General features: G+C 43.1%; 24 protein-coding genes. All 24 read left to right on the top strand.

The genetic code is table 11. The annotated features are described in order from the left end of the window. The first annotated feature begins 32 nt into the window (after positions 1-32). The 24 genes from dnaK (at position 33) to ccpN (ending at position 22,123) form a co-directional block, all read left to right on the top strand. Positions 33-1,865, top strand: coding sequence for a molecular chaperone DnaK (gene dnaK / locus GLW00_RS14005; RefSeq protein ID WP_160915089.1), 1,833 nt, complete (start codon positions 33-35; stop codon positions 1,863-1,865). A 143-nt stretch (positions 1,866-2,008) separates the two neighbouring features. Next, a complete protein-coding gene (dnaJ, locus tag GLW00_RS14000; protein ID WP_160915087.1) occupies positions 2,009-3,139 on the top strand; it encodes a molecular chaperone DnaJ in 1,131 nt (376 codons plus the stop codon). Between the two features lie 142 nt (positions 3,140-3,281). Further along, positions 3,282-4,220 (top strand): 50S ribosomal protein L11 methyltransferase, encoded by a 939-nt coding sequence (gene prmA / locus GLW00_RS13995; RefSeq protein WP_160915085.1) that lies wholly within the window; start codon positions 3,282-3,284, stop codon positions 4,218-4,220. Positions 4,221-4,224: 4 nt separating this feature from the next. Then, positions 4,225-4,974, top strand: a complete 750-nt coding sequence (locus GLW00_RS13990; RefSeq protein ID WP_160915083.1) for a 16S rRNA (uracil(1498)-N(3))-methyltransferase — start codon at positions 4,225-4,227, stop codon at positions 4,972-4,974. Between the two features lie 89 nt (positions 4,975-5,063). Beyond that, positions 5,064-5,735: a deoxyribose-phosphate aldolase gene (deoC, locus tag GLW00_RS13985; RefSeq protein ID WP_160915081.1), complete on the top strand. Its 672-nt coding sequence runs from the start codon at positions 5,064-5,066 to the stop codon at positions 5,733-5,735. Positions 5,736-6,321: 586 nt separating this feature from the next. After that, positions 6,322-6,456, top strand: coding sequence for a PNPOx family protein (locus tag GLW00_RS20730; RefSeq protein ID WP_237417525.1), 135 nt, complete (start codon positions 6,322-6,324; stop codon positions 6,454-6,456). A 9-nt stretch (positions 6,457-6,465) separates the two neighbouring features. Continuing rightward, positions 6,466-6,888 carry a flavin reductase family protein gene (locus GLW00_RS13980; RefSeq protein ID WP_335808485.1) on the top strand — a complete coding sequence of 141 codons (423 nt, stop codon included), beginning with the start codon at positions 6,466-6,468 and terminating at the stop codon, positions 6,886-6,888. A gap of 94 nt (positions 6,889-6,982) precedes the next feature. Beyond that, on the top strand, positions 6,983-7,156 hold the full coding sequence (gene rpsU / locus GLW00_RS13975; RefSeq protein ID WP_008638284.1) for a 30S ribosomal protein S21: 174 nt from the start codon (positions 6,983-6,985) through the stop codon (positions 7,154-7,156). Between the two features lie 20 nt (positions 7,157-7,176). Beyond that, entirely contained in the window at positions 7,177-7,623 is a 447-nt protein-coding gene (locus tag GLW00_RS13970; protein ID WP_146812806.1) for a GatB/YqeY domain-containing protein, read from the top strand. A 158-nt stretch (positions 7,624-7,781) separates the two neighbouring features. Continuing rightward, positions 7,782-9,140, top strand: a complete 1,359-nt coding sequence (locus GLW00_RS13965; RefSeq protein WP_160915078.1) for an NfeD family protein — start codon at positions 7,782-7,784, stop codon at positions 9,138-9,140. After that, positions 9,137-10,123 carry a flotillin-like protein FloA gene (gene floA, locus GLW00_RS13960; protein WP_160915076.1) on the top strand — a complete coding sequence of 329 codons (987 nt, stop codon included), beginning with the start codon at positions 9,137-9,139 and terminating at the stop codon, positions 10,121-10,123. The genes GLW00_RS13965 and floA overlap by 4 nt, the downstream gene beginning before the upstream one ends. 28 nt (positions 10,124-10,151) lie before the next feature. Further along, positions 10,152-10,643 (top strand): YqfB family membrane protein, encoded by a 492-nt coding sequence (locus GLW00_RS13955; RefSeq protein WP_160915074.1) that lies wholly within the window; start codon positions 10,152-10,154, stop codon positions 10,641-10,643. Positions 10,644-10,714: 71 nt separating this feature from the next. Further along, positions 10,715-11,008 (top strand): sporulation protein YqfC, encoded by a 294-nt coding sequence (gene yqfC / locus GLW00_RS13950; RefSeq protein WP_160910986.1) that lies wholly within the window; start codon positions 10,715-10,717, stop codon positions 11,006-11,008. Positions 11,009-11,012: 4 nt separating this feature from the next. Beyond that, on the top strand, positions 11,013-12,194 hold the full coding sequence (gene yqfD, locus GLW00_RS13945; protein ID WP_160915071.1) for a sporulation protein YqfD: 1,182 nt from the start codon (positions 11,013-11,015) through the stop codon (positions 12,192-12,194). Between the two features lie 2 nt (positions 12,195-12,196). Further along, positions 12,197-13,159 (top strand): PhoH family protein, encoded by a 963-nt coding sequence (locus GLW00_RS13940; protein WP_160915070.1) that lies wholly within the window; start codon positions 12,197-12,199, stop codon positions 13,157-13,159. A 64-nt stretch (positions 13,160-13,223) separates the two neighbouring features. Beyond that, the gene (locus GLW00_RS13935; RefSeq protein ID WP_160915068.1) at positions 13,224-15,341 is read left to right on the top strand and encodes an HD family phosphohydrolase; all 2,118 of its coding nucleotides are present in this window, start codon (positions 13,224-13,226) and stop codon (positions 15,339-15,341) included. A 1-nt stretch (position 15,342) separates the two neighbouring features. Then, positions 15,343-15,813 carry an rRNA maturation RNase YbeY gene (ybeY, locus tag GLW00_RS13930; RefSeq protein ID WP_202412505.1) on the top strand — a complete coding sequence of 157 codons (471 nt, stop codon included), beginning with the start codon at positions 15,343-15,345 and terminating at the stop codon, positions 15,811-15,813. Then, the gene (locus tag GLW00_RS13925; protein WP_160915066.1) at positions 15,788-16,165 is read left to right on the top strand and encodes a diacylglycerol kinase family protein; all 378 of its coding nucleotides are present in this window, start codon (positions 15,788-15,790) and stop codon (positions 16,163-16,165) included. Before ybeY ends, GLW00_RS13925 begins: the two co-directional genes overlap by 26 nt. A 77-nt stretch (positions 16,166-16,242) precedes the next feature. After that, positions 16,243-17,148: a GTPase Era gene (gene era / locus GLW00_RS13920; protein ID WP_160915064.1), complete on the top strand. Its 906-nt coding sequence runs from the start codon at positions 16,243-16,245 to the stop codon at positions 17,146-17,148. A 52-nt stretch (positions 17,149-17,200) separates the two neighbouring features. Further along, complete coding sequence (locus GLW00_RS13915; RefSeq protein ID WP_326314458.1) at positions 17,201-17,395, top strand: YqzL family protein; 195 nt, start codon at positions 17,201-17,203, stop codon at positions 17,393-17,395. An 18-nt stretch (positions 17,396-17,413) separates the two neighbouring features. Next, the gene (gene recO / locus GLW00_RS13910) at positions 17,414-18,160 is read left to right on the top strand and encodes a DNA repair protein RecO (protein ID WP_160915062.1); all 747 of its coding nucleotides are present in this window, start codon (positions 17,414-17,416) and stop codon (positions 18,158-18,160) included. A 287-nt stretch (positions 18,161-18,447) separates the two neighbouring features. Continuing rightward, positions 18,448-19,335: a glycine--tRNA ligase subunit alpha gene (gene glyQ, locus GLW00_RS13905; protein ID WP_160915060.1), complete on the top strand. Its 888-nt coding sequence runs from the start codon at positions 18,448-18,450 to the stop codon at positions 19,333-19,335. Further along, positions 19,328-21,412 (top strand): glycine--tRNA ligase subunit beta, encoded by a 2,085-nt coding sequence (gene glyS, locus GLW00_RS13900; protein WP_160915058.1) that lies wholly within the window; start codon positions 19,328-19,330, stop codon positions 21,410-21,412. The genes glyQ and glyS overlap by 8 nt, the downstream gene beginning before the upstream one ends. Positions 21,413-21,493: 81 nt before the next feature. Beyond that, positions 21,494-22,123: a transcriptional regulator CcpN gene (gene ccpN / locus GLW00_RS13895; protein ID WP_160915056.1), complete on the top strand. Its 630-nt coding sequence runs from the start codon at positions 21,494-21,496 to the stop codon at positions 22,121-22,123. Positions 22,124-22,135: the final 12 nt, after the last annotated feature.

The following is a 22,135-nucleotide window of genomic DNA, read 5'->3' as shown; positions in this document are numbered from 1 at the left end:
ATGAACGAGTACGTAAAGGAGGACATTTAACCATGGGTAAAATCATTGGTATTGACTTAGGTACAACAAACTCTTGTGTAGCAGTAATGGAGGGTGGGGAAGCGAAAGTAATCCCTAACCCAGAAGGGAACCGTACGACTCCTTCTGCTGTTGCATTTAAGAATGGTGAACGTCAAGTAGGGGAGGTCGCAAAACGTCAGGCGATTACAAACCCGAACACGATTCTTTCCATCAAACGACATATGGGTACAGACTACAAAGTAGAAGTCGAAGGTAAAGAATACACGCCTCAAGAAGTTTCTGCGATCATTCTTCAGTATATCAAGAGCTATGCTGAAGATTACCTGGGAGAAACAGTAGATAAAGCGATTATTACAGTTCCAGCTTACTTTAACGACGCTGAGCGTCAGGCTACAAAAGATGCTGGTAAAATTGCTGGTCTTGAAGTTGAGCGTATCATCAATGAGCCGACAGCAGCTGCGCTTGCCTACGGTATTGATAAAGAAGACCAAGATCAAACGATTCTTGTTTACGACCTTGGTGGCGGTACATTTGACGTATCCATTCTTGAAATTGGAGATGGAACATTTGAAGTTATTTCTACAGCCGGTGACAACCGTCTAGGTGGAGATGATTTCGACCAAGTCATTATTGATCACATGGTAGCTGAATTCAAAAAAGAAAACGGCATTGATTTGTCCCAGGATAAAATGGCAAAACAGCGCCTGAAAGACGCGGCTGAGAAAGCGAAGAAAGACCTTTCCGGCGTTGCTCAGACACAAATTTCTCTTCCATTCATCACTGCAGGAGAAGCCGGTCCGCTTCACCTTGAGATGAACTTGACTCGTGCGAAATTCGAAGAGCTTGCCTCTGATCTTGTTGAGCGTTCTATGAAACCGACACGTCAAGCACTTAAAGATGCAGACATGAGTGCAAGCGACATCCACAAAGTTATTCTTGTAGGTGGGTCTACTCGTATCCCAGCTGTACAAGAAGCCATTAAGAAAGAAATCGGTAAAGAACCTTCTAAAGGTGTAAACCCTGATGAAGTTGTAGCACTTGGTGCCTCCATTCAAGGTGGCGTACTTCAAGGAGATGTGAAGGACGTTGTACTTCTTGACGTTACTCCACTTTCCCTTGGAATTGAAACAATGGGTGGCGTTACAACGAAATTGATCGAACGTAACACGACAATTCCTACAAGCCACTCTCAAGTATTTTCAACTGCTGCTGACAATCAGACGGCTGTTGATATTCACGTCTTGCAAGGTGAGCGTGAAATGGCGCAAGATAACAAGACACTTGGCCGTTTCCAGTTGACAGATATTCCACCAGCACCACGTGGTGTGCCTCAAATCGAAGTAAGCTTCGACATTGATGCTAACGGAATTGTTAATGTACGTGCGAAAGATATGGGTACAAACAAAGAACAATCCATCACGATCAAGTCTTCTTCTGGTCTTTCTGATGAGGAAGTAGAAGAAATGGTTCGTCAGGCGGAAGAAAACGCTGAAGAAGACAAGAAGAAACGTGAAGCGATTGAACTTCGTAACGAAGCAGACCAGCTGATCTTCACAACAGACAAGACGATCAAAGATCTTGGTGAACAAGTAAGTGAAGAAGAAAAACAAAAAGCTGAATCTGCGAAAGAAGAACTTCAGACTGCCCTTGAAGGCGAAGATCTTGACGCAATCAAAGAGAAGAAAGAAGCACTTCAAGAACAAGTGCAAGCTCTCTCTGTGAAGCTTTATGAGCAGGCGCAAGCTCAGGCTGAAGCTGCGCAAGGCCAAGAAGGCGGCGGAGCTGACGACGATGTCGTTGATGCAGATTATGAAGAAGTGAACGACGACGAGAACAAGAAGTAAGAAAAGGTAGAAAAAAAGTCAAAGTCAGGTTCTTCTTGACTTTGACTTTTTTCATGAACAGGTAAAAAGATGACGTTTGCCTGCCTAGATTTTCAATGTTAATATAAACCTTATGTAATAGCGTCCGGGAGAGTGATCGACAAGTGAGTAAACGTGATTATTATGAAGTCCTTGGCGTGTCCAAGGATGCTTCAAAAGATGAAATTAAGAAAGCCTACCGTAAACTGGCGCGTAAGTATCACCCTGACGTCAGTGAGGAAGACAATGCTTCTGAAAAGTTCAAGGAAGCGAAAGAAGCTTACGAAACGTTAAGCGACCAGCAGAAACGTGCCCAGTATGATCAATTTGGTCATGCCGGTCCGAACCAGGGTGGCTTCGGCGGTTTTGGTGGAGGCGCAGAGGATTTCGGCGGCTTTGGCGACATTTTCGATATGTTCTTTGGTGGCGGTGGACGTCGCCGTGACCCGAACGCACCAAGAAAAGGTGCAGATTTGCAATATACGATGACTCTTCAATTCGAAGAGTCCATTTTCGGGAAGTCCACTGATATTGAAATTCCTATGGAGGAAGATTGTGATACTTGTGATGGCTCGGGTGCTAAACCAGGAACCTCACCTGAAACATGTTCCCACTGCCAAGGCTCTGGTCAAGTCAATCAGGAACAGAACACTCCGTTTGGCCGCGTCGTAAACCGTCGTGTATGTCACCACTGCCAAGGGACAGGGAAAATCATCAAAGACAAATGTAACACCTGTGGCGGAGATGGCCGAGTGACGAAGCGCAAGAAAATTCACCTGGACATCCCAGCAGGTATCGACGATGGTCAACAAATTCGTGTCCAAGGAAAAGGGGAAGAAGGTGTCAATGGAGGCCCTGCGGGAGACTTATTTGTTGTCATCCGCGTACAGCCTCATGAATTCTTCCAACGTGAGGGGGATCACATTTTCTGTGAGATTCCTCTTACCTTTGCACAGGCCGCACTTGGTGATGAAATTGAAGTCCCAACTGTACACGGAAATGTGAAACTGAAAGTGCCTGCCGGAACACAGACTGGAAAGACATTCCGTTTGAAAGAGAAAGGTGCACCGAACGTCCATGGCCGTGGCCAAGGGGATCAGCATGTGAAGATGAAAGTGATAACGCCTAAGAATTTGACAGAACGACAGAAAGAATTGCTTCGTGAATTCAATGATATTAGTGGCAATGAAGCAACAGATGAGCAGCACGGTAACTTCTTCGAACGTATGAAACGTGCGTTTAAAGGGGACAGCTAAAGGTTAAAAGGAAGGTGTCTGTACGATGGGTTGATGGGTAGTTCATGGAATTTCCCGTTCTTTCGTGCAGGCACTTTTTATTGAGCGTCTGGTTTACTATCCATAGATACTTAGAAAAAATAATGAAGAGGGTGGATCATCAATGAAATGGTCTGAAGTATGTGTCCATACGACAACAGAAGCGGTAGAACCGGTTTCGAACATTCTACATGAGTCAGGAGCGAGCGGGGTCGTTATTGAAGACCCGTCGGATATGAATAGAAAGGAAACGAAACTGGGTGAAATTTACGAATTGAACCCGGACGATTATCCAGCAGAAGGGGTTTATGTAAAAGCCTACCTGCCTATGAACAGTTTTCTTGGGGAAACTGTCGACGGGATTAAAAAAACCGTATCAAATTTAACGGAGTTCGGAATAGATATTGGACATAATAATGTGACAATCAGCGAAATTCATGAAGAAGATTGGGCAACCGCCTGGAAAAAATATTATAAACCCGTCAAAATATCAGAAAAAATCACCATCATACCGACATGGGAAGATTATACGCCGGTATCCAGTGATGAAATCATTATTGAAATGGACCCTGGAATGGCTTTTGGTACAGGAACTCACCCGACGACAGTTCTTAGCATACAGGCCTTGGAGCAGTACTTAGAAAAAGGTGATAAGGTACTTGATGTCGGTGCTGGATCTGGAATACTAAGTGTAGCTTCCGTCCTTTTAGGAGCTGAGCATGCTTATGCTTATGATTTAGATGACATAGCCGTTTCTAGTACAAGGAACAATGCCGCTTTAAATGGTGTGGAAGATAAAGTTACATCAAAACTCAATGACCTTCTTGAAGGCGTAGATTGGGAAGCGGATTTAATTGTGTCGAACATTCTGGCCGAGATTATCGTCAAATTTACAGATGATGCCTATCGTGTAGTTAAGCCAGGAGGTTATTTCATAACTTGTGGAATTATTTCTGGGCGTAAGGAAATGGTCCGGGACCAATTAATCCAATCAGGGTTTGAAATTATTGAAACAAACAAGATGGAAGACTGGGTAAGCATCATCGCTAAAAAACCGGAGTGATTGTATGCAACGTTACTTTGTTGAACAAGAATGTTGGAACGAAGCCACCTTTTATGTGAGTGGAGAAGATGCCCATCATATGGTGAGAGTTATGAGAATGAGAGAAGGGGACAACCTCGTAGCCATCCATCCAGAAAAGGGTGCCGCTTTAAGCGAAATCACGAATGTGGTAGAGGGTGTTGTTTATTGTACAGTTGTTTCCTGGATGGAGGAAGACCGGGAGCTTCCTGTCCATGTGACAATCGTAGCGAGTCTTGGAAAAGGGGATAAGCTGGAACAAATTATCCAAAAGGGGACAGAACTTGGTGCTTCTGCTTTTATTCCATACCAGGCTGATCGTTCTGTAGCTAAATGGGATCAGAAAAAAGCAGTCAAAAAGGTGGAGAGGTTGCAAAAGATATCCAAAGAAGCGAGTGAGCAGTCCGAACGAACCAGGGTTCCTAAGGTACAACCTGTTCATACTCTCCATCAGCTTTTGGAATTAAAAGAGCGCTATGAGCACTGTTTATTTGGATATGCAGAAGAGGCACGACAGGAAACGTCTCCCTCTTTAAGTTCAGTCATCGAATCAGTGAAGCCTAAAGAAGCTATTTTAGTGGTTTTCGGACCTGAAGGTGGATTTTCTGAAACCGAAGTGGAAAAACTTTTACAAGAAGGGTTCAAGTCAGTTCGGCTGGGTCCACGAATTTTACGAATGGAAACAGCGCCTCTTTATTTCCTATCGAGCCTCTCCTACAAATTGGAAGAAGCTTAAAATGCGTAAGCAAACTCGCATTTTAATCGCTTTCATGCTAAGATAGAAGAGATGTACGAACAACTTAAATTTGAAAGGGCGATCTACAAATGGAACAAAATCTAGCTAAAATGATTGATCATACACAGCTTAAACCCGATACACTGAAAGATAAAATCACACAAATATGTACAGAAGCAAAAGAACAAAATTTTGCTTCCGTATGTGTAAATCCTCACTGGGTTTCTTACTGTGCAGAGTTACTAGAAGGAACAGACGTGAAGGTTTGTACAGTGATTGGTTTCCCACTAGGAGCGACAACGAAAGAAACAAAAGCTTTTGAAACAAAGCAGGCTATCGAAAAAGGCGCGACTGAAGTAGATATGGTAATCAATATCGGTGAATTGAAATCAGGAAATCACGAACTAGTTCAACAGGATATTGAAGCAGTTGTACGTGAAGCGGAAGGAAAAGCTATTGTGAAAGTAATCATTGAGACTTCCCTTCTCACGGAAGAAGAAAAAGTTACAGCATGTGAACTTGCAAAAGCTGCAGGAGCAGATTTTGTTAAAACATCTACTGGTTTCTCCGGTGGAGGAGCAACGGTAGAAGATATCAGCCTTATGCGTAAAACTGTCGGCCCGGATATGGGTGTGAAAGCCTCCGGTGGAGTGCGTGATTACGAAGGTGCAAAAGCAATGATCGAAGCTGGTGCTACCCGTATCGGTGCAAGCTCCGGAATCGCTATCGTAAACGGCGAACAAGGAACTTCTGATTATTAATAAAACATATAAAAAGAAGCCATCTCAAAAAGGAGATGGCTTCTTTTTATATGTTTTATGAGTATAAAGACCAACCCATATCAAGCTTTTCGCATGCAGAATAGCGTCCTTAGAAGTTCGTTCTGTTCGAATGACAACTTGCAAAAGCGACTTATTCCAGAGGTTGTTTCGAGATGCTTATATGACGAGGGGGCGGAGGGGAATGGCGAGACTCCTACCTTAAGTGTGCAGGCGCCTCGATACAGCGGCGTATGGACTGGACTGAGCTGGCGGAGATAAAGGAAACACGGAGAGCGTAGCGATTCGATGTTGACTTATCGTACAGAAGCGAGGGAAGTCTCACTAGCCGCTAGGCGCCGGAACCGGATATCTAGGAGGAAAAATTGCTTGGTGAGACCCCACAGGACACAGTCCGAGGATGCTCACCGCGCTCCTGCGGAAAGCGAGTCATTCCCCGCAGCCCCCATACACTCAACAAAAGTTTCGAAACTGAGTCTTCAAGAATAGGAAGCTATAGTGGAGGTGAGGGTAGTATCGTTTGACTTTAGAGTTGATTTGAAAGATTGTATAGAAAAGGAGGGATGAAATGAAAAGGAAAGATCATGTCAAAATGCATAGTTATCCAGGAATGGTTGCCGTTGTGGGAGTTTTTCACGAAGGCAAAGTAAACTTTATGGCAGCCGGATGGCACGCCTATCTTTCTATGTCTCCACCAATGTAAGGCGTAGCTATAGGAAGAGAACGGCATACATATGATATGGTGAAAAAATCGAACCGATTTACGATTAACTTCCTCCCCTTTGATGATGCTGGCTTTATTCAATACAGCGGAACGGTTTCAGGTGCAGAGGTGGATAAAACCCAAACATACGGTCAACCTTGGAGAATGGAGGAGGATTATCCCCTGCTTGAACGTGCTTATCTTGCCTACGAGTGTAGAGTTCATCAAATCGTTCCTACAGGAGACCATGACTGGGTGATCGGTAACATCGAAGGCTGCCACTACAAAGAAGAAAAATTTCTTGAAAATGGCTTGCCGAACTTTGAAGATTTGAACATTCCGCTTTATCTCGGGCGTTCAAGTTATGTAAGTTTGAATGATGAGGTAGAGATTAAAGAAGTTAAAGACCCTTTATCTTTCAAAAAAAGTTGACCATATGAGATGCATATAATATAATTGTCAAAGGTATGGGGGGTTCCCATACAAGAGAAACAGTTTTGTTTGCTTCGGAGGGAGGGAAATTAGCATGTCAAAAACAACTCGCGTTCGTAAAAACGAGTCTCTTGAAGATGCTCTTCGTCGCTTTAAGCGTGATGTATCAAAAAGTGGTACATTAGCGGAATATCGTAAGCGTGAATATTACGATAAGCCTAGCGTACGCCGTAAGAAAAAGTCTGAGGCGGCTAGAAAGCGTAAGTAATTAAAGAGGGTGTTGAAGAGATGACAATTACAGACCGTCTCACCCAGGATATGAAAACAGCCATGAAGGCTCGTGATAAGGAAAGATTATCAACGATCCGCATGGTGAAAGCTTCTATGCAGAATGAAGCCATTAAACTGGGAAAAGACTCATTATCTGAAGAAGAAGAATTGACTGTTTTATCTCGTGAGGTAAAGCAGAGAAATGATTCCCTCCATGAATTCAAAGAAGCTGGACGTGAAGATCTTGTAGAAGGACTCGAACGTGAAATTGAGATTTTACAAGTATATATGCCGAAACAGCTGACAGATGAAGAACTCAAGCAAGTCGTTGATGAGACGATTCAGGAAGTAGGCGCTACTTCTAAGAGTGACATGGGTAAAGTCATGAGTGCCGTCATGCCTAAGGTCAAGGGCAAGGCCGACGGAACCAAGGTCAATAAGCTCGTTCTTCAGCAACTATCGTAAATATAAAGGCCTCTCTTAGTTAAGAGAGGCCTTTTTACATACACTAAACATCTCTTCAAGGTTTTTTTAAAAGTCGTAAACTTTTTGAAACCAACCCTGCTTTTGATTCGTAAACGTATTATATGATGGGTAGGCTACCTGTAAAGGAGGTGAAATGGATGAAGCGATCTTTTCGTCTAGGTATTTGGGGCACACTCATCCTTTTAGGAAGCGTTTTATCATTTTTCCATCTTCAATCATCTGTTCAGGCAGACGGAGAAGGTCAGACGGTTTACGTCATTCCAGTAAAAGATACAGTAGAGCGTGGGATGGCTGCGTTCCTCACCCGAACGACAGAAGAAGCTCGTGAAAATGGTGTGGATCATATCATATTTGAAATCGATACGCCGGGAGGCCGCGTGGATGCGGCAGGCGACATCGGACAAATCTTTCAGGATTTGGATGTTCCGAATAGTGCATTTGTAACGAACAGGGCCTATTCGGCTGGTTCGTACATTGCTTTAAACGCAGATGCTATCTACATGAAACAGACAGCGACCATGGGGGCTTCCGGGGTTATTAATTCTGATGGGACAGCTGCTGATAAAAAGGCTCAATCAGCCTGGATTTCAGCTATGGTAGCCGCGGCTGAGTCTACAGGGCGTGACCCTTTATATGCACGGGCTATGGCGGATGCATCCGTTGATTTAAAGGATTATGGAGCTCCTGAAGGAGAATTTTTAACATTGGGGGCAACGGATGCGGAAGAGGTAGGCTATGCTGAAGGGATTGTGGATGACCGTAATGAGCTTCTCAGTGTGCTTGGTTTGTCTGATGCAACCGTCATAGAGGAGACCCCTACTCTTTCCGAGAACATTGCCAGATTCCTGACAGATCCTGTTGTTATTCCGATCTTATTATCCATCGCAAGTATTGGTCTTGTAGTTGAATTGTATTCGCCGGGGTTTGGTATACCAGGAACAATGGGAGCGCTCTCGCTCGTCCTGTTTTTTTATGGTCATATTGTGGCTGGGCTTGCAGGATACGAAGCGATTATACTCCTTATTTTAGGGATTGGGTTAGTGATAGCTGAATTCTTTTTACCAGGAGGTATTGCAGGGATAGCGGGGGTCGTTGCAATTGTATCCTCATTGATGCTTTCATCAGCGGATATGGGGCACATGGCCATGAGTATAGGCATTGCTCTTTTAGTAACGATTGTTGTATCCATTGTACTATTTAAATTCGTTGGTTTGGAAAGAGGATTCTTTCGTCATATTATTTTGAATGATTCCACTTCATCTGAACAAGGTTATGTATCTTCACAAAACCGTTTGGATTTAATCGGTATGGAAGGAGAAACGATTACGCCACTCCGACCTTCCGGGACAGCGGATTTTGATGGTGAACGGTTGGATGTCGTGACTGAAGGTGGTTTCATTCCTGTGCATCAAGCAGTGAAAATTATAAAAACAGAAGGTTCACGTATCGTTGTGCGTGAGGTTGAAAAAGTAGAACAAGAGGAGGAAACAAAGTGACACTTGAACAATTAATGCCAATCATCATCATTGGTATCATAATTATTGTAGTAGCGGTGTTGTTTACATTCATACCTGTCATGCTATGGATCAGTGCGTTAGCTGCAGGCGTGAAGATTAGTATTTTTACATTAGTAGGTATGCGGTTAAGAAGGGTTATTCCTTCCCGTGTAATCAATCCGCTAATTAAAGCTCATAAAGCAGGTGTAAATGTGAACACAAACCAGCTGGAGAGCCACTACCTGGCAGGTGGTAACGTTGACCGTGTAGTAAACGCTCTTATCGCAGCACAAAGAGCGAATATTGAACTAAGTTTCGAGCGTTGTGCAGCCATTGATCTTGCTGGCCGTGATGTATTGGAAGCTGTTCAAATGAGTGTAAATCCTAAAGTTATCGAAACGCCATTTATCGCAGGTGTAGCGATGGATGGGATTGAAGTAAAAGCGAAAGCGCGTATTACCGTAAGGGCAAATATTGACCGCCTCGTCGGTGGTGCAGGCGAAGATACTGTCATTGCACGTGTCGGTGAAGGAATCGTATCCACGATCGGGTCCAGTGAAAATCATAACAAAGTATTGGAAAATCCAGATAGGATCTCCCAAAATGTATTAGGAAAAGGTTTAGATGCTGGAACGGCCTTCGAGATTCTTTCTATTGACATTGCCGATATTGACATCGGTAAGAACATTGGTGCGATCCTGCAAACAGACCAAGCAGAAGCAGATAAGAATATTGCGCAGGCAAAAGCCGAAGAGCGTCGTGCTATGGCGATCGCTCAAGAACAAGAGATGCGTGCCCGTGTACAAGAAATGCAGGCGAAAGTGGTTGAAGCAGAAGCTCAAGTCCCTCAGGCGCTTGCTGAAGCTTTGCGTTCCGGTAAAATGGGTGTCATGGATTATATGAACTATCAGAACATCAATGCGGATACGGATATGAGGAACACACTCGGGAAAATGTCCGATGAAGAGGAAGAAGATAAATAGTCCTTGATTAATTTAAAGGAGAGTTTGTATGGGAGATTTGATTGAACTCATTTTCAGCAATTTCCTTATTCTTGCGGCTATTATTGGCGGGATTATCAGTTGGTTCAGCGGGATGACAAAAGAAAATGAGAATAAACAAAGACCTGAAAAGAAGACATCTCCAATTCCCCCTGCTTACCCTAGTGGTCCTTCAAGGAATTTTCATGAAGCAGAAACCAAGGATCAATCAGGAGAAGATAGGTTAAGGGATTATTACGAGACCAAACAGAAGAAGCTTGCTGAAGTTGAGACATTTCGATCTGAAGAACATCAAAAAGAAGATGAGGAAATGTATGCTCATACGTCAGCGGAGTCAAGAAAAAAACAAAAGATATCTTCTGAGTTGAATTTAAATGGTCCACTAATAGAAAAAACAAGAAAGTGGGATAAAAAGCGGTTAGCTGAAGGGATTTTAATGTCTGAAGTACTCGGTCCGCCCCGGGCTCGCAAGCCTCACAGCTCCCACCCACGAAAAAGATAAGCAGAACGCACGAATTGTAGTGATACAATTCGTGCGTTTTTCGTATAAATGAAAAGAGGGGAGGGCGTCACATGTCAAAATGGCAGCAGCAAATACGGACTTGGATCAGTCGTTACTTTGATTTACCATCTGATGTCATGTTGGATCTTCCTAGAATCACAACCATCGGGTCCATTCATGTGTACATAGAAAATCATACAGGCCTCCTTCATTTTTCTGATGAAGAAGTTAGAATTCAATACAAAAAAGGTCAAGTTCGGATTTTGGGTAAAGACCTTGGAGTGAAAATGATGCTGAAGGAAGAGCTATTACTGGAAGGTGAACTCAAGTCTGTAGAATTCTTGCCGGAATCAAAAGGGGGGTGAGACGATGAAGAACCAGCATGATTTCTTTCAGGGAATCATGACGGTACAAGTAGAGGGACCGTTGATCGAGCCATTTTTGCAAGCATGCACGAAACGTGGCTGTCATATTACAAATATGAGAAGATTGGATGATTCTCTAGTCATTTTAACGATTCGATTAAAGGACTGGAAAACCTTCAGACAATTGAGGAAGAAATACCGTTGTAAAATATCCATCAAGAGTGGGAAAGGTCTTCCGTTTCTTATCCAGCATATGGTTGGGAGGCTTTCGGTTCTTCTCGCCTTCATCGCAGCGGTAGTGATTATTTTTGTGCTCGCGAATACGTTGTGGTCCATTAAGGTGGACGGCCTTTCACCGGAACTTGAAGCAGATGTTGAAAGTAAGTTGAATAGTTATGGTGTCTCTCCTGGAAAACTAACGATAGGGATGAAGGATCCTATCGAAATACAACAGCAGTTATTAGAAGATATTCCGGATTTGTTATGGATCGGTGTGAAAAAGCAAGGGACGAGCTATCATTTGTATGGTGTGGAAAAAACGAGATACGATATAGAGAAGAATACTCGCCCTTCCAATCTTGTAGCAGCCAAAAAAGGAATGATTATTGAAACATTTATAAAGAAGGGTCGACCGATGGTGTCGGTTCATGATGTTGTACAAAAGGGACAAATTCTTGCTACGGGTCAGCTGGTAGAAGAGGAGGATCTATTTATACACTCTGAAGGGGAAGTGATTGCAGAAACATGGTATCGCGTCGCTCAGAATCTCCCTATGAAACAAGTGCTTTCCTTAACGGATGGTTTCGTGGAAAGTGAATATCATTTGAAGATTGGGAAGTTCTCTATTCCTGTTTGGGGGTTCTGGCGTGGAGGGGAAGGAAACTTTAGGGAAGAATCTCATACCTCAGACTGGAGTATCTTTGGGTTCCGAATTCCAGTGAACATGAAAACGATTAATTACTTCTCCATTGACCGAAAAGCCTATGAATCATCTCGTAAAAATATCGAGAAAATAGGGATATCTTCAGCAAGGAGCAACCTTCAACAAGAACTCGATCCAGATGCGGAAATAAAGGATGAAAAAGTTTTGCACCTCAGTGAGGAGAATGGTAAAGTAAAATTAATCCTAATGTACAAAGTTTATGAAAATATTGCAGTTACCAAGTATGTAAGTCAAGGAGATTGAGTATGCCAGAAGATTTAAAAACAATGGACATTCAATTAGATAATACAACAGAAGCATTAGCTCTTTTTGGTACAGAAGACCGTAACCTTAAGCAAATTGAGGAACAGCTGAAAGTTACGATCATTTCACGTGGGGAACAAGTGAGAGTATCCGGTCAAGCGGAACATGTTCAGCTCGTGGAGGAAATCCTCAACAGCGTTCTTGCAATTATCCGTAAAGGTTTAACTGTTACGGAACGAGATGTCGTATACGCTGTGGAACTTGCTAAAAAAGGGAAAATCAACCAATTCGAAGCATTGTTCGAAGATGAAATCACGAAAAACTCAAAAGGGAAATCAATCAGAGTTAAAACACTTGGTCAGAGAAATTACATCGCAGCCATTAAGAAGAATGACCTTGTCTTTGGTATTGGCCCTGCTGGTACAGGGAAGACCTACCTTGCTGTGATTATGGCCGTCAATGCTTTGAAAAATGGAGATGTGAAGAGGATCATTCTGACTCGTCCGGCAGTGGAAGCTGGAGAAAGTTTAGGTTTTCTTCCGGGTGATCTTAAAGAGAAAGTTGATCCTTATTTAAGGCCGCTTTATGATTCTTTGCACGATGTATTCGGCGCAGAACATACGGCACGATTAATCGATAGAGGAACGATTGAAATTGCTCCGCTTGCTTATATGAGAGGGCGGACATTGGATGATGCTTTTGCTATTTTGGATGAAGCTCAAAATACGACACCTGAACAAATGAAGATGTTTCTGACTCGTTTAGGATTCGGTTCAAAAATGATTATCACTGGAGATATCACACAAGTGGATCTTCCAAAAGGCGTGAAGTCCGGTTTGCGAGTCGCTGAGGAGCGGTTAGCTAAAGTGAAAGGGTCTGCCTTCATTCATTTGGATCAATCCGACGTTGTCAGGCACCCTCTTGTGCAGCGGATTATTGATGCATATGAGGAGGAAAGTAAGTAAGGCCCAGTGATTGGGTCTTATTTATTGTTCTTATTTGGAATTATATGGGAAGGGGTGGGGTGATTTGAAGGAGCGATTCCTTCTACAGCTTCAAAAACTTAACCTGCATAAGTCGAAGCTGTTGCCGGCATTATCAGGGCTTATTGTGGCTATTTTCTTTTTCGCGCTCTCTATTCCAAATGTTTACACACAAACCTACGAGCTGGAGAAATACAGCACAGCGCCCGAAACGATCCGTTCCCCCATTACCATAGAGAATAAGAAAAAAACAGAACAGCAACTAAGAGCAGTTACTCAGGCGGTTGAGGATCAATATACGATTTCTGAAGATATTGCAGAAGAACGCCTTGGTATGGTAAATGAAATCTATGAAGTGGTAGAAGAAACAAAAAGTAAGGAGGGGAACCTGACTAAAGACGAACAATTAATTATGATTGAATCGCTTCTGTCAGATGAACTTTCTAAAGGTCTCCCTTCAGAAGCTTTTCTGCCGTTGCTGAGAGCAGAGCAATCGTTGTTGAACGAAAGCCACCGATTGTTAGAAACCCTTCTACATAACTACTTTAACGAAGGGGTGCAAGGGTCAGAAGTTAAAGATCTGGAAAGAAGGATGGAGCTGGAAATTCAATACTCAGAAACACCATCCTTTTTAAAACCAGTCCTTACGGATATAGGGACCTATGCTCTTGTCGAAAACGCTTTGTTCGATCATGAGAAAACAGAGGCAGTCATTAAAAACGCTGCTGCAACTGTGGAGCCAGTCATGATTAGAGCGGGAGAAGTGATTGTGACAGAGGGGTCTATGATAACTGGAGATCTCTATGATGATCTTTTGTTGACTGGATTGCTCGATCAACAACGCAACCTACTGCCATCCGTTGGACTGGCCATATTTGCGCTCCTTTTAGGCGCAATTTTGTACACAGAATTCAGGAGAGCTGTTAAAAAGGAAAACTGGACATTCCGTCCTATCTTCATTTCCACCTTTGTTTCCTTATTGATCATTACGCTTATGAAGGTTTTTAGCTTGTTTGGATCAATGGAACAACCTTTGTACTTTCTTGTCCCGGCTGTTACAGGCGTCATGATTGTAAGGATCCTCTGTTCTGAACGTTTTGCGATCGTACTGGCGGTAGTGTATTCTTTGATGGCCTGCTTGTTGTTCAACGGACAGTTAGCTGGAGCACTTCATGCAACAGCAGGCATGTATTTGCTGCTTTCTCAGTTGGCAGGGATTTATTTCCTTACTCCAAGTAACGAAAGGTTGTCCATTGTTCGAGCAAGTGTGGGGGTTGCTTTTATCAATATATGTGCAATCCTGTTTTTTCTATTCATTTCTTTTGAAAAATACACCTGGTCGGAAGTGTTTTTGTATGGGGGGTATGGAATTGCCGGTGCCTTTCTTTCGTCAGTTCTGACGCTCGGTCTCCTTCCCTTTATAGAGACTGGTTTCGGTGTCCTTTCTGATCAAAAATTGCTGACTCTTGCCAGTCCCAACCATCCAATCTTACGTAAAATACTCACGGAAGCCCCGGGTACGTATCATCACAGTGTCATGGTAGCCAATTTAAGTGAAGCGGCTTGTGAATCAATTGGAGCTCATGGTCTTCTTGCGCGTGTGGCATCCTATTATCATGACCTCGGAAAAACCGTCCAGCCTCGTTATTTTATTGAGAATCAAATGGGTATGAAAAACCCACATGATTTCATGAAGCCTGAACAAAGTGCAGAGATAATCATCAATCATCCATATGATGGTGCGAGAATGTTGAAGGAGCATAAGTTTCCAGAAGAGGTCATCGATATTGCTGAACAACACCATGGAACGACGCTTTTGAAGTATTTTTATTATCAGGCAAAGGAAATGAAGCAGGATACAAAAGAAGAAGATTACCGTTACCCAGGTCCTAAACCTCAAAGTAAGGAAGCGGCGATTGTGTGTATTTGCGATTCTGTGGAGGCAGCTGTTCGGTCATTGAATCATCCAACAGAAGAAAAACTTAAAAAAATTGTGGCGTCCATTTTAGAAGACCGCATGCTTGATGGTCAGTTGGATGACAGCAATCTGACGTTTAATGAGTTGAAGAGAATGGAAACAGCCATATGTGAAACGTTACAGGGTATTTTTCACTCGCGAATTGAATATCCGGTAACGAAACCATTAGTCAAGGAGGCAAAATAATATGATTACCATCGATTTTCAAGACGAAACCAATTCAGTAGATGAAGCATTTGTTGATATGATTCAACGGATTATCCGTTTTGCAGGGGAAAAAGAAGAAGTTAAGGGGGATGCGGAAGTCTCTGTCAGCTTTGTGGATAACAAGGAGATTCAGGAAATCAACCGCAATTATCGTCAAAAAGATGAACCTACAGATGTCATCTCTTTTGCGATGCAGGAGCTTGGTGAAGACGAAATGAATGTGTTGGATGAGAATATGCCGCTTATGCTTGGCGATATTATCATTTCCGTCGATAAGGCCAAAGAACAAGCGGAAGACTATAATCATTCTCTTGAACGTGAATTCGGCTTCCTCGCTCTACATGGCTTCTTGCATTTGCTTGGTTACGATCACATGAATGAAGAAGATGAAAAGCAGATGTTCGGAAGACAAGAGGAAATTTTACATGAGTTCGGACTTCAAAGATCCTAATAAGAAGAAAAAAATCGGCTTTCGTTTCGCTTGGAATGGGATAAAGGAAGTGTGTAGCTCGGAGCGCAACTTCCGCATTCATCTGTTGGTTGCTCTTTTAGTCATCACCGCTGCCTTTATGTTCGGTTTGTCAAAGGGGGAATGGGTGACCATCCTTCTCATCATATGCATGGTATTAAGCCTTGAAATGGTCAATACAGCTATGGAAAGACTGCTTGATTTTTACCATCCCGAACAAAACCCCATTATCGGTTCGATTAAAGATATTACGGCTGGCGCGGTTCTTGTAGCAAGTATTGGGGCGGTCATCATAGGAATGATCATTTTCCTGCCCAAGCTTTTCCTGATATGAGATTAGGAATGAACTTGAGAAGATGATATAGTAAGATAGAGCAGAACGAATGTGTGATATTTATTGGAGGAACATTTATGACAGAGAATTTCAAGTCGGGTTTCATTACAATCGTCGGCCGGCCGAATGTGGGCAAATCGACGTTCATGAATCGTGTGATCGGTGAAAAAATCGCCATCATGAGTGATAAACCCCAAACAACAAGAAACAAAATCCAGGGAGTCATGACAGATAAAGACTCACAGATCATTTTCATCGATACGCCTGGTATCCATAAACCCAAGCACAAACTTGGAGATTACATGGTCAACGTTGCCGAAAATACATTAAACGAAGTAGATGCTGTCCTTTTTATGATTAATGCAGAAGAAGGATACGGCAGAGGGGACCAATTTATTCTGGACCGCTTGCAGCGTGTCGAGCAGCCTGTTTTTTTAATCATCAATAAGATTGACAGGGTCCACCCGGATGACCTGCTGCCACTGATTGATCAGTACAAAGAGAAGCTTGATTTTGAAGAAATCATTCCAATTTCAGCGCTTGAAGGCAACAACGTCAATCATTTACTTGACGTCCTGAAAAAACATCTGCCTGAAGGTCCGCAGTTCTACCCGGAGGACCAAATCACGGATCATCCGGAACGCTTTGTCATCAGTGAATTTATCAGAGAGAAAGTTTTACACTTAACTCGCGAGGAAATCCCTCACTCCATTGCTGTGGTCATTGAATCAATCGAGCCTCGGAATGAACACGATAAAGTACAGATCCAAGCGGCCATCATCGTTGAACGTAAGTCTCAAAAAGGCATCATTATCGGTAAGCAAGGAAGTATGCTGAAAGAGATCGGTAAGCGGGCTAGAAGAGATATTGAATCTCTGCTGGGAAGCAAAGTCTATTTGGAACTCTGGGTCAAAGTGCAGAAAGACTGGAGAAACAAACAAATCCAACTCAGTGATTTCGGTTATCGCGAAGACGAATATTAAGGGTTGGAAAATATTAAGCCTTATGTTTTCGGTCAGGGGAAGCATTCTAGGAATGTACACTCGTTTAGCGATGATAAGAAAGGCGGTGTTTCTTGTGCGCGACAAGCTTTCATGGAACGTTTTCAGTCAAACAGGAAGTGTGGAAACATATTTATTGATGAAAGAATTGGAGTCTCAAGATCAGCAGTCTCAAGAACAGTTCGCTTCCCCTACTGAACCAATATCTACGGATGATCTTCATTCGTAAACGGAGCAGGTGAGCCATTTGATGGACAAGGTGGAAGGAGTCGTCATCCGGACGAATAATTACGGTGAAACACATAAAATCGTCACGATGATGACACGGGAAAAAGGTAAAATAGGCGTAATGGCTCGTGGGGCTAAAAAGCCAAAGAGCCGGATGTCCTCAATCACCCAACCATTCATCCACGGCACATTTTTAATTCAAACAGGGTCCGGCTTAGGATCAATGAGTCAAGGGGAGATGTTATCATCCCTGAGGTCTATTCGCGAGGATATTGTAAAAACGGCGTATGCGTCTTACATCGCAGAATTGACAGATAAACTCATTGAGGAAAAGCAGCCGGATCCTTTTCTTTATGAACAGTTGCTTCAAACGTTTCAATGGATGAATGAAGGAAAAGATCCAAACATCCTGACGTTGATGTATGAATTAAAAATTTACAAAAAAGCGGGGTTTGCTCCGGTCGTCGATCACTGTATCCAGTGCGGAAGCCAGGAAGGTCCTTTTGCCTTTTCTATAATAGAGGGTGGCCTCTTATGCTTTCGTTGTAAACAGCGGGACCCACAGGCCTACGGTTTGCCGGATCCTTTACCAAAATTGCTGAGGGTCTTTTTACATATGGATGTGAAGCGGCTTGGTCAAATTACGATGAAAGAAGAGAATAAAAAATTATTGCGTCATATCATGGATGAATACTATGATCGATATGGTGGATATTTCATTAAATCAAAGAAATTTTTAAAACAGCTGGATTTGTTTTCAGACTGAGGTTTGACAATTTTGCTGAAATTAGAGTATGATTCTATTACTAAATAACGTGTTGCTGTGAAAGAGAGTAGTAACCGGTTTTTACGTTTCCAAAAGCGAGCTTGTGACGGTGAGAGACAAGCGGAAGCCGACTGGTGAAGGCGTTCTGGAGCAATGATGAAAGTGGCTTCCTTATTTAGAGGAAGCAATTAGGGTGGAACCGCGGAGACCCCGTCCCTATGTCTGTATGCAGACGTAGGGACGGGGTCTCTTTTCTTTTGAAACACTCATTATCTAGGAGGAAACGTATGAATATTCAAGACATGATCTTAACTTTGCAAAATCATTGGTCAAAACAAGGCTGTCTTCTTATGCAAGCCTACGATACTGAAAAAGGGGCAGGAACGATGTCTCCTATGACGTTGTTACGAAGTCTCGGACCTGAGCCATGGAACGTTGCCTATGTCGAGCCGTCCCGCCGTCCTGCTGATGGTCGTTATGGCCAAAACCCGAACCGTTTATATCAACACCATCAGTTTCAGGTCATCATGAAACCTTCTCCTGATAATATCCAGGAATTATATTTAGAGTCACTTGAAGCTCTTGGAATTGACCCTAAGAAACACGACATTCGGTTTGTAGAAGATAACTGGGAAAACCCAACGCTAGGCGCCGCAGGTCTTGGTTGGGAAGTATGGCTTGATGGGATGGAAATCACGCAGTTCACCTATTTCCAGCAAATCGGAGGTCTTGAAGCGAAGCCTGTTTCTGCAGAAATCACATACGGTCTTGAAAGACTGGCATCTTACATTCAGGATAAAGAAAATGTCTTTGAATTAGAATGGACCAATGGAGTGACAGTAGGAGATATTTTCACTCAGCCGGAATATGAACATTCCGTTTATACTTTCGAAGCTTCTGATGAGGATATGTTGTTCAACCTATTCTCGACTTATGAAAAGGAAGCACAGCGAATTATGGAACAAGGCCTTGTTTTCCCAGCCTATGACTATGTGTTGAAGTGTTCTCACACGTTTAATTTGCTTGATGCAAAAGGAGTCATTAGTGTAACGGAAAGAACTGGTTATATTTCCCGTGTGAGAAACCTGGCGAGGAAGATTGCTAAAACCTATGTAGAGGAAAGGGAGCGTCTCGGCTTCCCTATGCTGAAGAAGGAGGAGGGTTATCATGAGTAATACCGTATTATTTGAACTAGGTGTAGAAGAGCTTCCCGCTCGCTTTATCAATGATGCTTTGGATCAGCTGGAGGATAAAACAGTTCAATGGTTCAAGGATAACCGGATTCCTTATGGGGAAATCACCGGCTTTGCTACCCCAAGAAGATTGGCCGTTAAAATTACAAACGTTGAAGAAAAGCAGCCAGATATTGAAGAGGAAGCAAAAGGTCCAGCCAAAAAAATCGCTCTTGATGAAGAAGGAAACTGGACGAAAGCGGCCATCGGATTTTCTAAAGGTCAAGGGAAAGATGTAGATGATATCTATTTCAAAGAAATCAAGGGAACGGAATATGTCCACGTCAATAAGTTTATTGAAGGAGAACCGACCACAAACCTTCTTCAAAACTTTCGGGATGTTTTCTTATCGCTAACCTTCCCAAAAAACATGCGATGGGGAAATCGCGACCTTCGTTATGCACGTCCAATCCGATGGATGATCGGTCTTTTCGGAGAAGAAGTCATCCCTTTCACAATCGAAGGCGTAGATACTGGCAATACGACATACGGCCATCGCTTCTTAGGGTCCCAGACCACAGTAGCAGAAGCTGATGCTTATGAACAAACGTTGAAAGACCAATATGTCATGGCATCCGTGGAGGAAAGAAAATCGGAGATTGTTAATCAGTTGAGGAAGCTTGAAAGTGAAAATGAGTGGAAGCTGATGATTGACGAGGATTTATTGAACGAAGTGACGCACTTAGTTGAGTATCCGACCGTTTTCAGTGGCACTTTCTCAGACGAATTCCTTGAAATCCCTGAAGAAGCCCTAGTTACATCAATGAAGGAGCATCAGCGGTATTTTCCGGTACGTTCTTTGAACGGACAGTTGAAACCTCATTTTGTCGGTGTTCGTAATGGGGATGACCAGCACATAGAGACCGTGGCAAGAGGTAACGAAAAAGTTTTGAAAGCACGCCTTAAGGATGCTCAGTTCTTCTATGAAGAAGACCAAAAGGGAAGCATTGATGAAAAAATGCAGAAGCTTTCTCGCATGGTCTATCAGGAGGAACTTGGAACGTTAGCAGATAAAGTACAACGGATTGTAGCCATTACTGGAAAACTTGGTGAATGGATCGGCCTAGAAGAAGCTCAACTGCAAAAAGCGAAACGGGCAGCCGAAATTTGCAAGTTCGATCTTGTAACTCAGATGGTTGATGAATTCACAGAATTACAAGGAACGATGGGGGAAAAGTATGCTCGTATCTTCGGTGAGGATGAAGAGGTGGCCGTGGCTATCAATGAGCATTACATGCCTCGTCAAGCCAATGGAGCCGTACCTGCATCTACCATCGGTTCTCTTGTAAGTATTGCAGATAAGCTCGATACGATTGTAGGTAGTATCTCCATCGGCATCATTCCGACAGGTTCACAGGACCCTTACGGATTGAGACGTCAGGCTTTAGGGATTCTGCAAACCTTAACGGCTCATGGATGGTCCATTCCAGTCGAACAATTGATTGATCTCGTGCATCAATTTTATTATGAATTGGAACTCCCAACTCGTGATGAAAAAGAAGTCCATAAAGACTTGCGTGAATTCTTCCGCGTACGTGCGGCTTACTTAATGAGAGAAGAAGGGATTGCTCCAGATGTTGTGGAAGCTGTGTTGGCTAGAGGCATCGGTGTCTATCCTATAACGAAAGCAAAAGCCGTCCTTTTAGTAGAAAAACGTCAGGAACCTTCTTTCAAATCCGTCCATGAAGCACTCGGCCGTGTGCTGAATTTAGCCAAAAAGGCAGACACTGCGGATGTTGATCCTTCATTGTTTGAGAATGAACAAGAGCGACAATTGCATGAGGCTTATCAACACATTCAGGAAGACTATCGACAAGCATTACGAAAGAATCAACTGGATTTGGCCCTGGACCATTTATCCAAGCTTGCTAGTCCCATTCATACGTTCTTTGATGCAACGATGGTCATGGCGGAAGACGAGAGCATACGTCGGAACCGCTTAGGTTTATTAAAGCAAATTTCTAACGATGTCTATGCATTCGCCGACTTGAATGCCGTTGAATGGAAACAACAGTTCTAATCAGCTTTCTTTTCCGATAATTAAAAATGAGCTATAATTAATAAATAGTATGTCACAGTTAGTGATCGGGGTGAAGAAAGATTGGAACTATCGAACAGGCAAGAACAAATCATTCAAATTGTGAAAGATAACGGGCCAATCACAGGTGAGAATATAGCGGATCAGTTGAACTTGACACGGGCTACGCTGCGTCCAGACTTAGCTATTTTGACAATGGCAGGTTTCTTGGACGCCCGCCCACGGGTGGGTTACTTCTTCACGGGCAAAACAGGGTCTGAACTCTTTACTGAAAAACTGAAGAAGTTCAAAGTGGATGAATATCAATCCCGCCCGATCGTTGTCGAAGAAGATGTATCGGTTTATGATGCCATTTGTGCCATGTTTTTAGAGGATGTAGGGACTCTGTTTGTGACGGATCAACATTCCATACTAACTGGGGTGTTATCAAGGAAAGATCTGCTCAGAGCGAGTATCGGCAATCAGGACTTAACGTCCGTTCCTGTCCATATCATTATGACAAGAATGCCAAATATAACGGTTTGTGAACCTGAAGATTTGTTATTGGATGCCGCCCAGAAGTTGATTGAAAAACAAATTGATGGTCTTCCAGTCGTCCAACCTGTTGACGAAGGATTGAAAGTAGTGGGCCGACTGACGAAAACAAATATAACGAAAGCACTTGTGGAGTTGGCCAGGGACCAACACCTGTGATTTCAGTGGGGA

Source organism: Halobacillus litoralis (assembly GCF_009856445.1).
Taxonomy (GTDB): Bacteria; Bacillota; Bacilli; order Bacillales; family Halobacillaceae; genus Halobacillus; species Halobacillus litoralis.
This window is presented reverse-complemented; position numbering and strand designations above follow the sequence as displayed.

What these genes read in the sequence shown, in the direction of transcription:
- GLW00_RS13965 (WP_160915078.1), top strand. Translation starts at nt 7,782, where the DNA reads ATGAAGCGATCTTTTCGTCTAGGTATTTGGGGCACACTCATCCTTTTA.
- GLW00_RS13990 (WP_160915083.1), top strand. Translation starts at nt 4,225, where the DNA reads ATGCAACGTTACTTTGTTGAACAAGAATGTTGGAACGAAGCCACCTTT.
- yqfD (WP_160915071.1), top strand. Translation starts at nt 11,013, where the DNA reads ATGAAGAACCAGCATGATTTCTTTCAGGGAATCATGACGGTACAAGTA.
- deoC (WP_160915081.1), top strand. Translation starts at nt 5,064, where the DNA reads ATGGAACAAAATCTAGCTAAAATGATTGATCATACACAGCTTAAACCC.
- ybeY (WP_202412505.1), top strand. Translation starts at nt 15,343, where the DNA reads ATGATTACCATCGATTTTCAAGACGAAACCAATTCAGTAGATGAAGCA.
- GLW00_RS13970 (WP_146812806.1), top strand. Translation starts at nt 7,177, where the DNA reads ATGACAATTACAGACCGTCTCACCCAGGATATGAAAACAGCCATGAAG.
- rpsU (WP_008638284.1), top strand. Translation starts at nt 6,983, where the DNA reads ATGTCAAAAACAACTCGCGTTCGTAAAAACGAGTCTCTTGAAGATGCT.
- GLW00_RS20730 (WP_237417525.1), top strand. Translation starts at nt 6,322, where the DNA reads ATGAAAAGGAAAGATCATGTCAAAATGCATAGTTATCCAGGAATGGTT.
- GLW00_RS13955 (WP_160915074.1), top strand. Translation starts at nt 10,152, where the DNA reads ATGGGAGATTTGATTGAACTCATTTTCAGCAATTTCCTTATTCTTGCG.
- yqfC (WP_160910986.1), top strand. Translation starts at nt 10,715, where the DNA reads ATGTCAAAATGGCAGCAGCAAATACGGACTTGGATCAGTCGTTACTTT.
- GLW00_RS13940 (WP_160915070.1), top strand. Translation starts at nt 12,197, where the DNA reads ATGCCAGAAGATTTAAAAACAATGGACATTCAATTAGATAATACAACA.
- glyQ (WP_160915060.1), top strand. Translation starts at nt 18,448, where the DNA reads ATGAATATTCAAGACATGATCTTAACTTTGCAAAATCATTGGTCAAAA.
- glyS (WP_160915058.1), top strand. Translation starts at nt 19,328, where the DNA reads ATGAGTAATACCGTATTATTTGAACTAGGTGTAGAAGAGCTTCCCGCT.
- GLW00_RS13915 (WP_326314458.1), top strand. Translation starts at nt 17,201, where the DNA reads ATGTACACTCGTTTAGCGATGATAAGAAAGGCGGTGTTTCTTGTGCGC.
- dnaK (WP_160915089.1), top strand. Translation starts at nt 33, where the DNA reads ATGGGTAAAATCATTGGTATTGACTTAGGTACAACAAACTCTTGTGTA.
- GLW00_RS13925 (WP_160915066.1), top strand. Translation starts at nt 15,788, where the DNA reads ATGAGTTCGGACTTCAAAGATCCTAATAAGAAGAAAAAAATCGGCTTT.
- era (WP_160915064.1), top strand. Translation starts at nt 16,243, where the DNA reads ATGACAGAGAATTTCAAGTCGGGTTTCATTACAATCGTCGGCCGGCCG.
- prmA (WP_160915085.1), top strand. Translation starts at nt 3,282, where the DNA reads ATGAAATGGTCTGAAGTATGTGTCCATACGACAACAGAAGCGGTAGAA.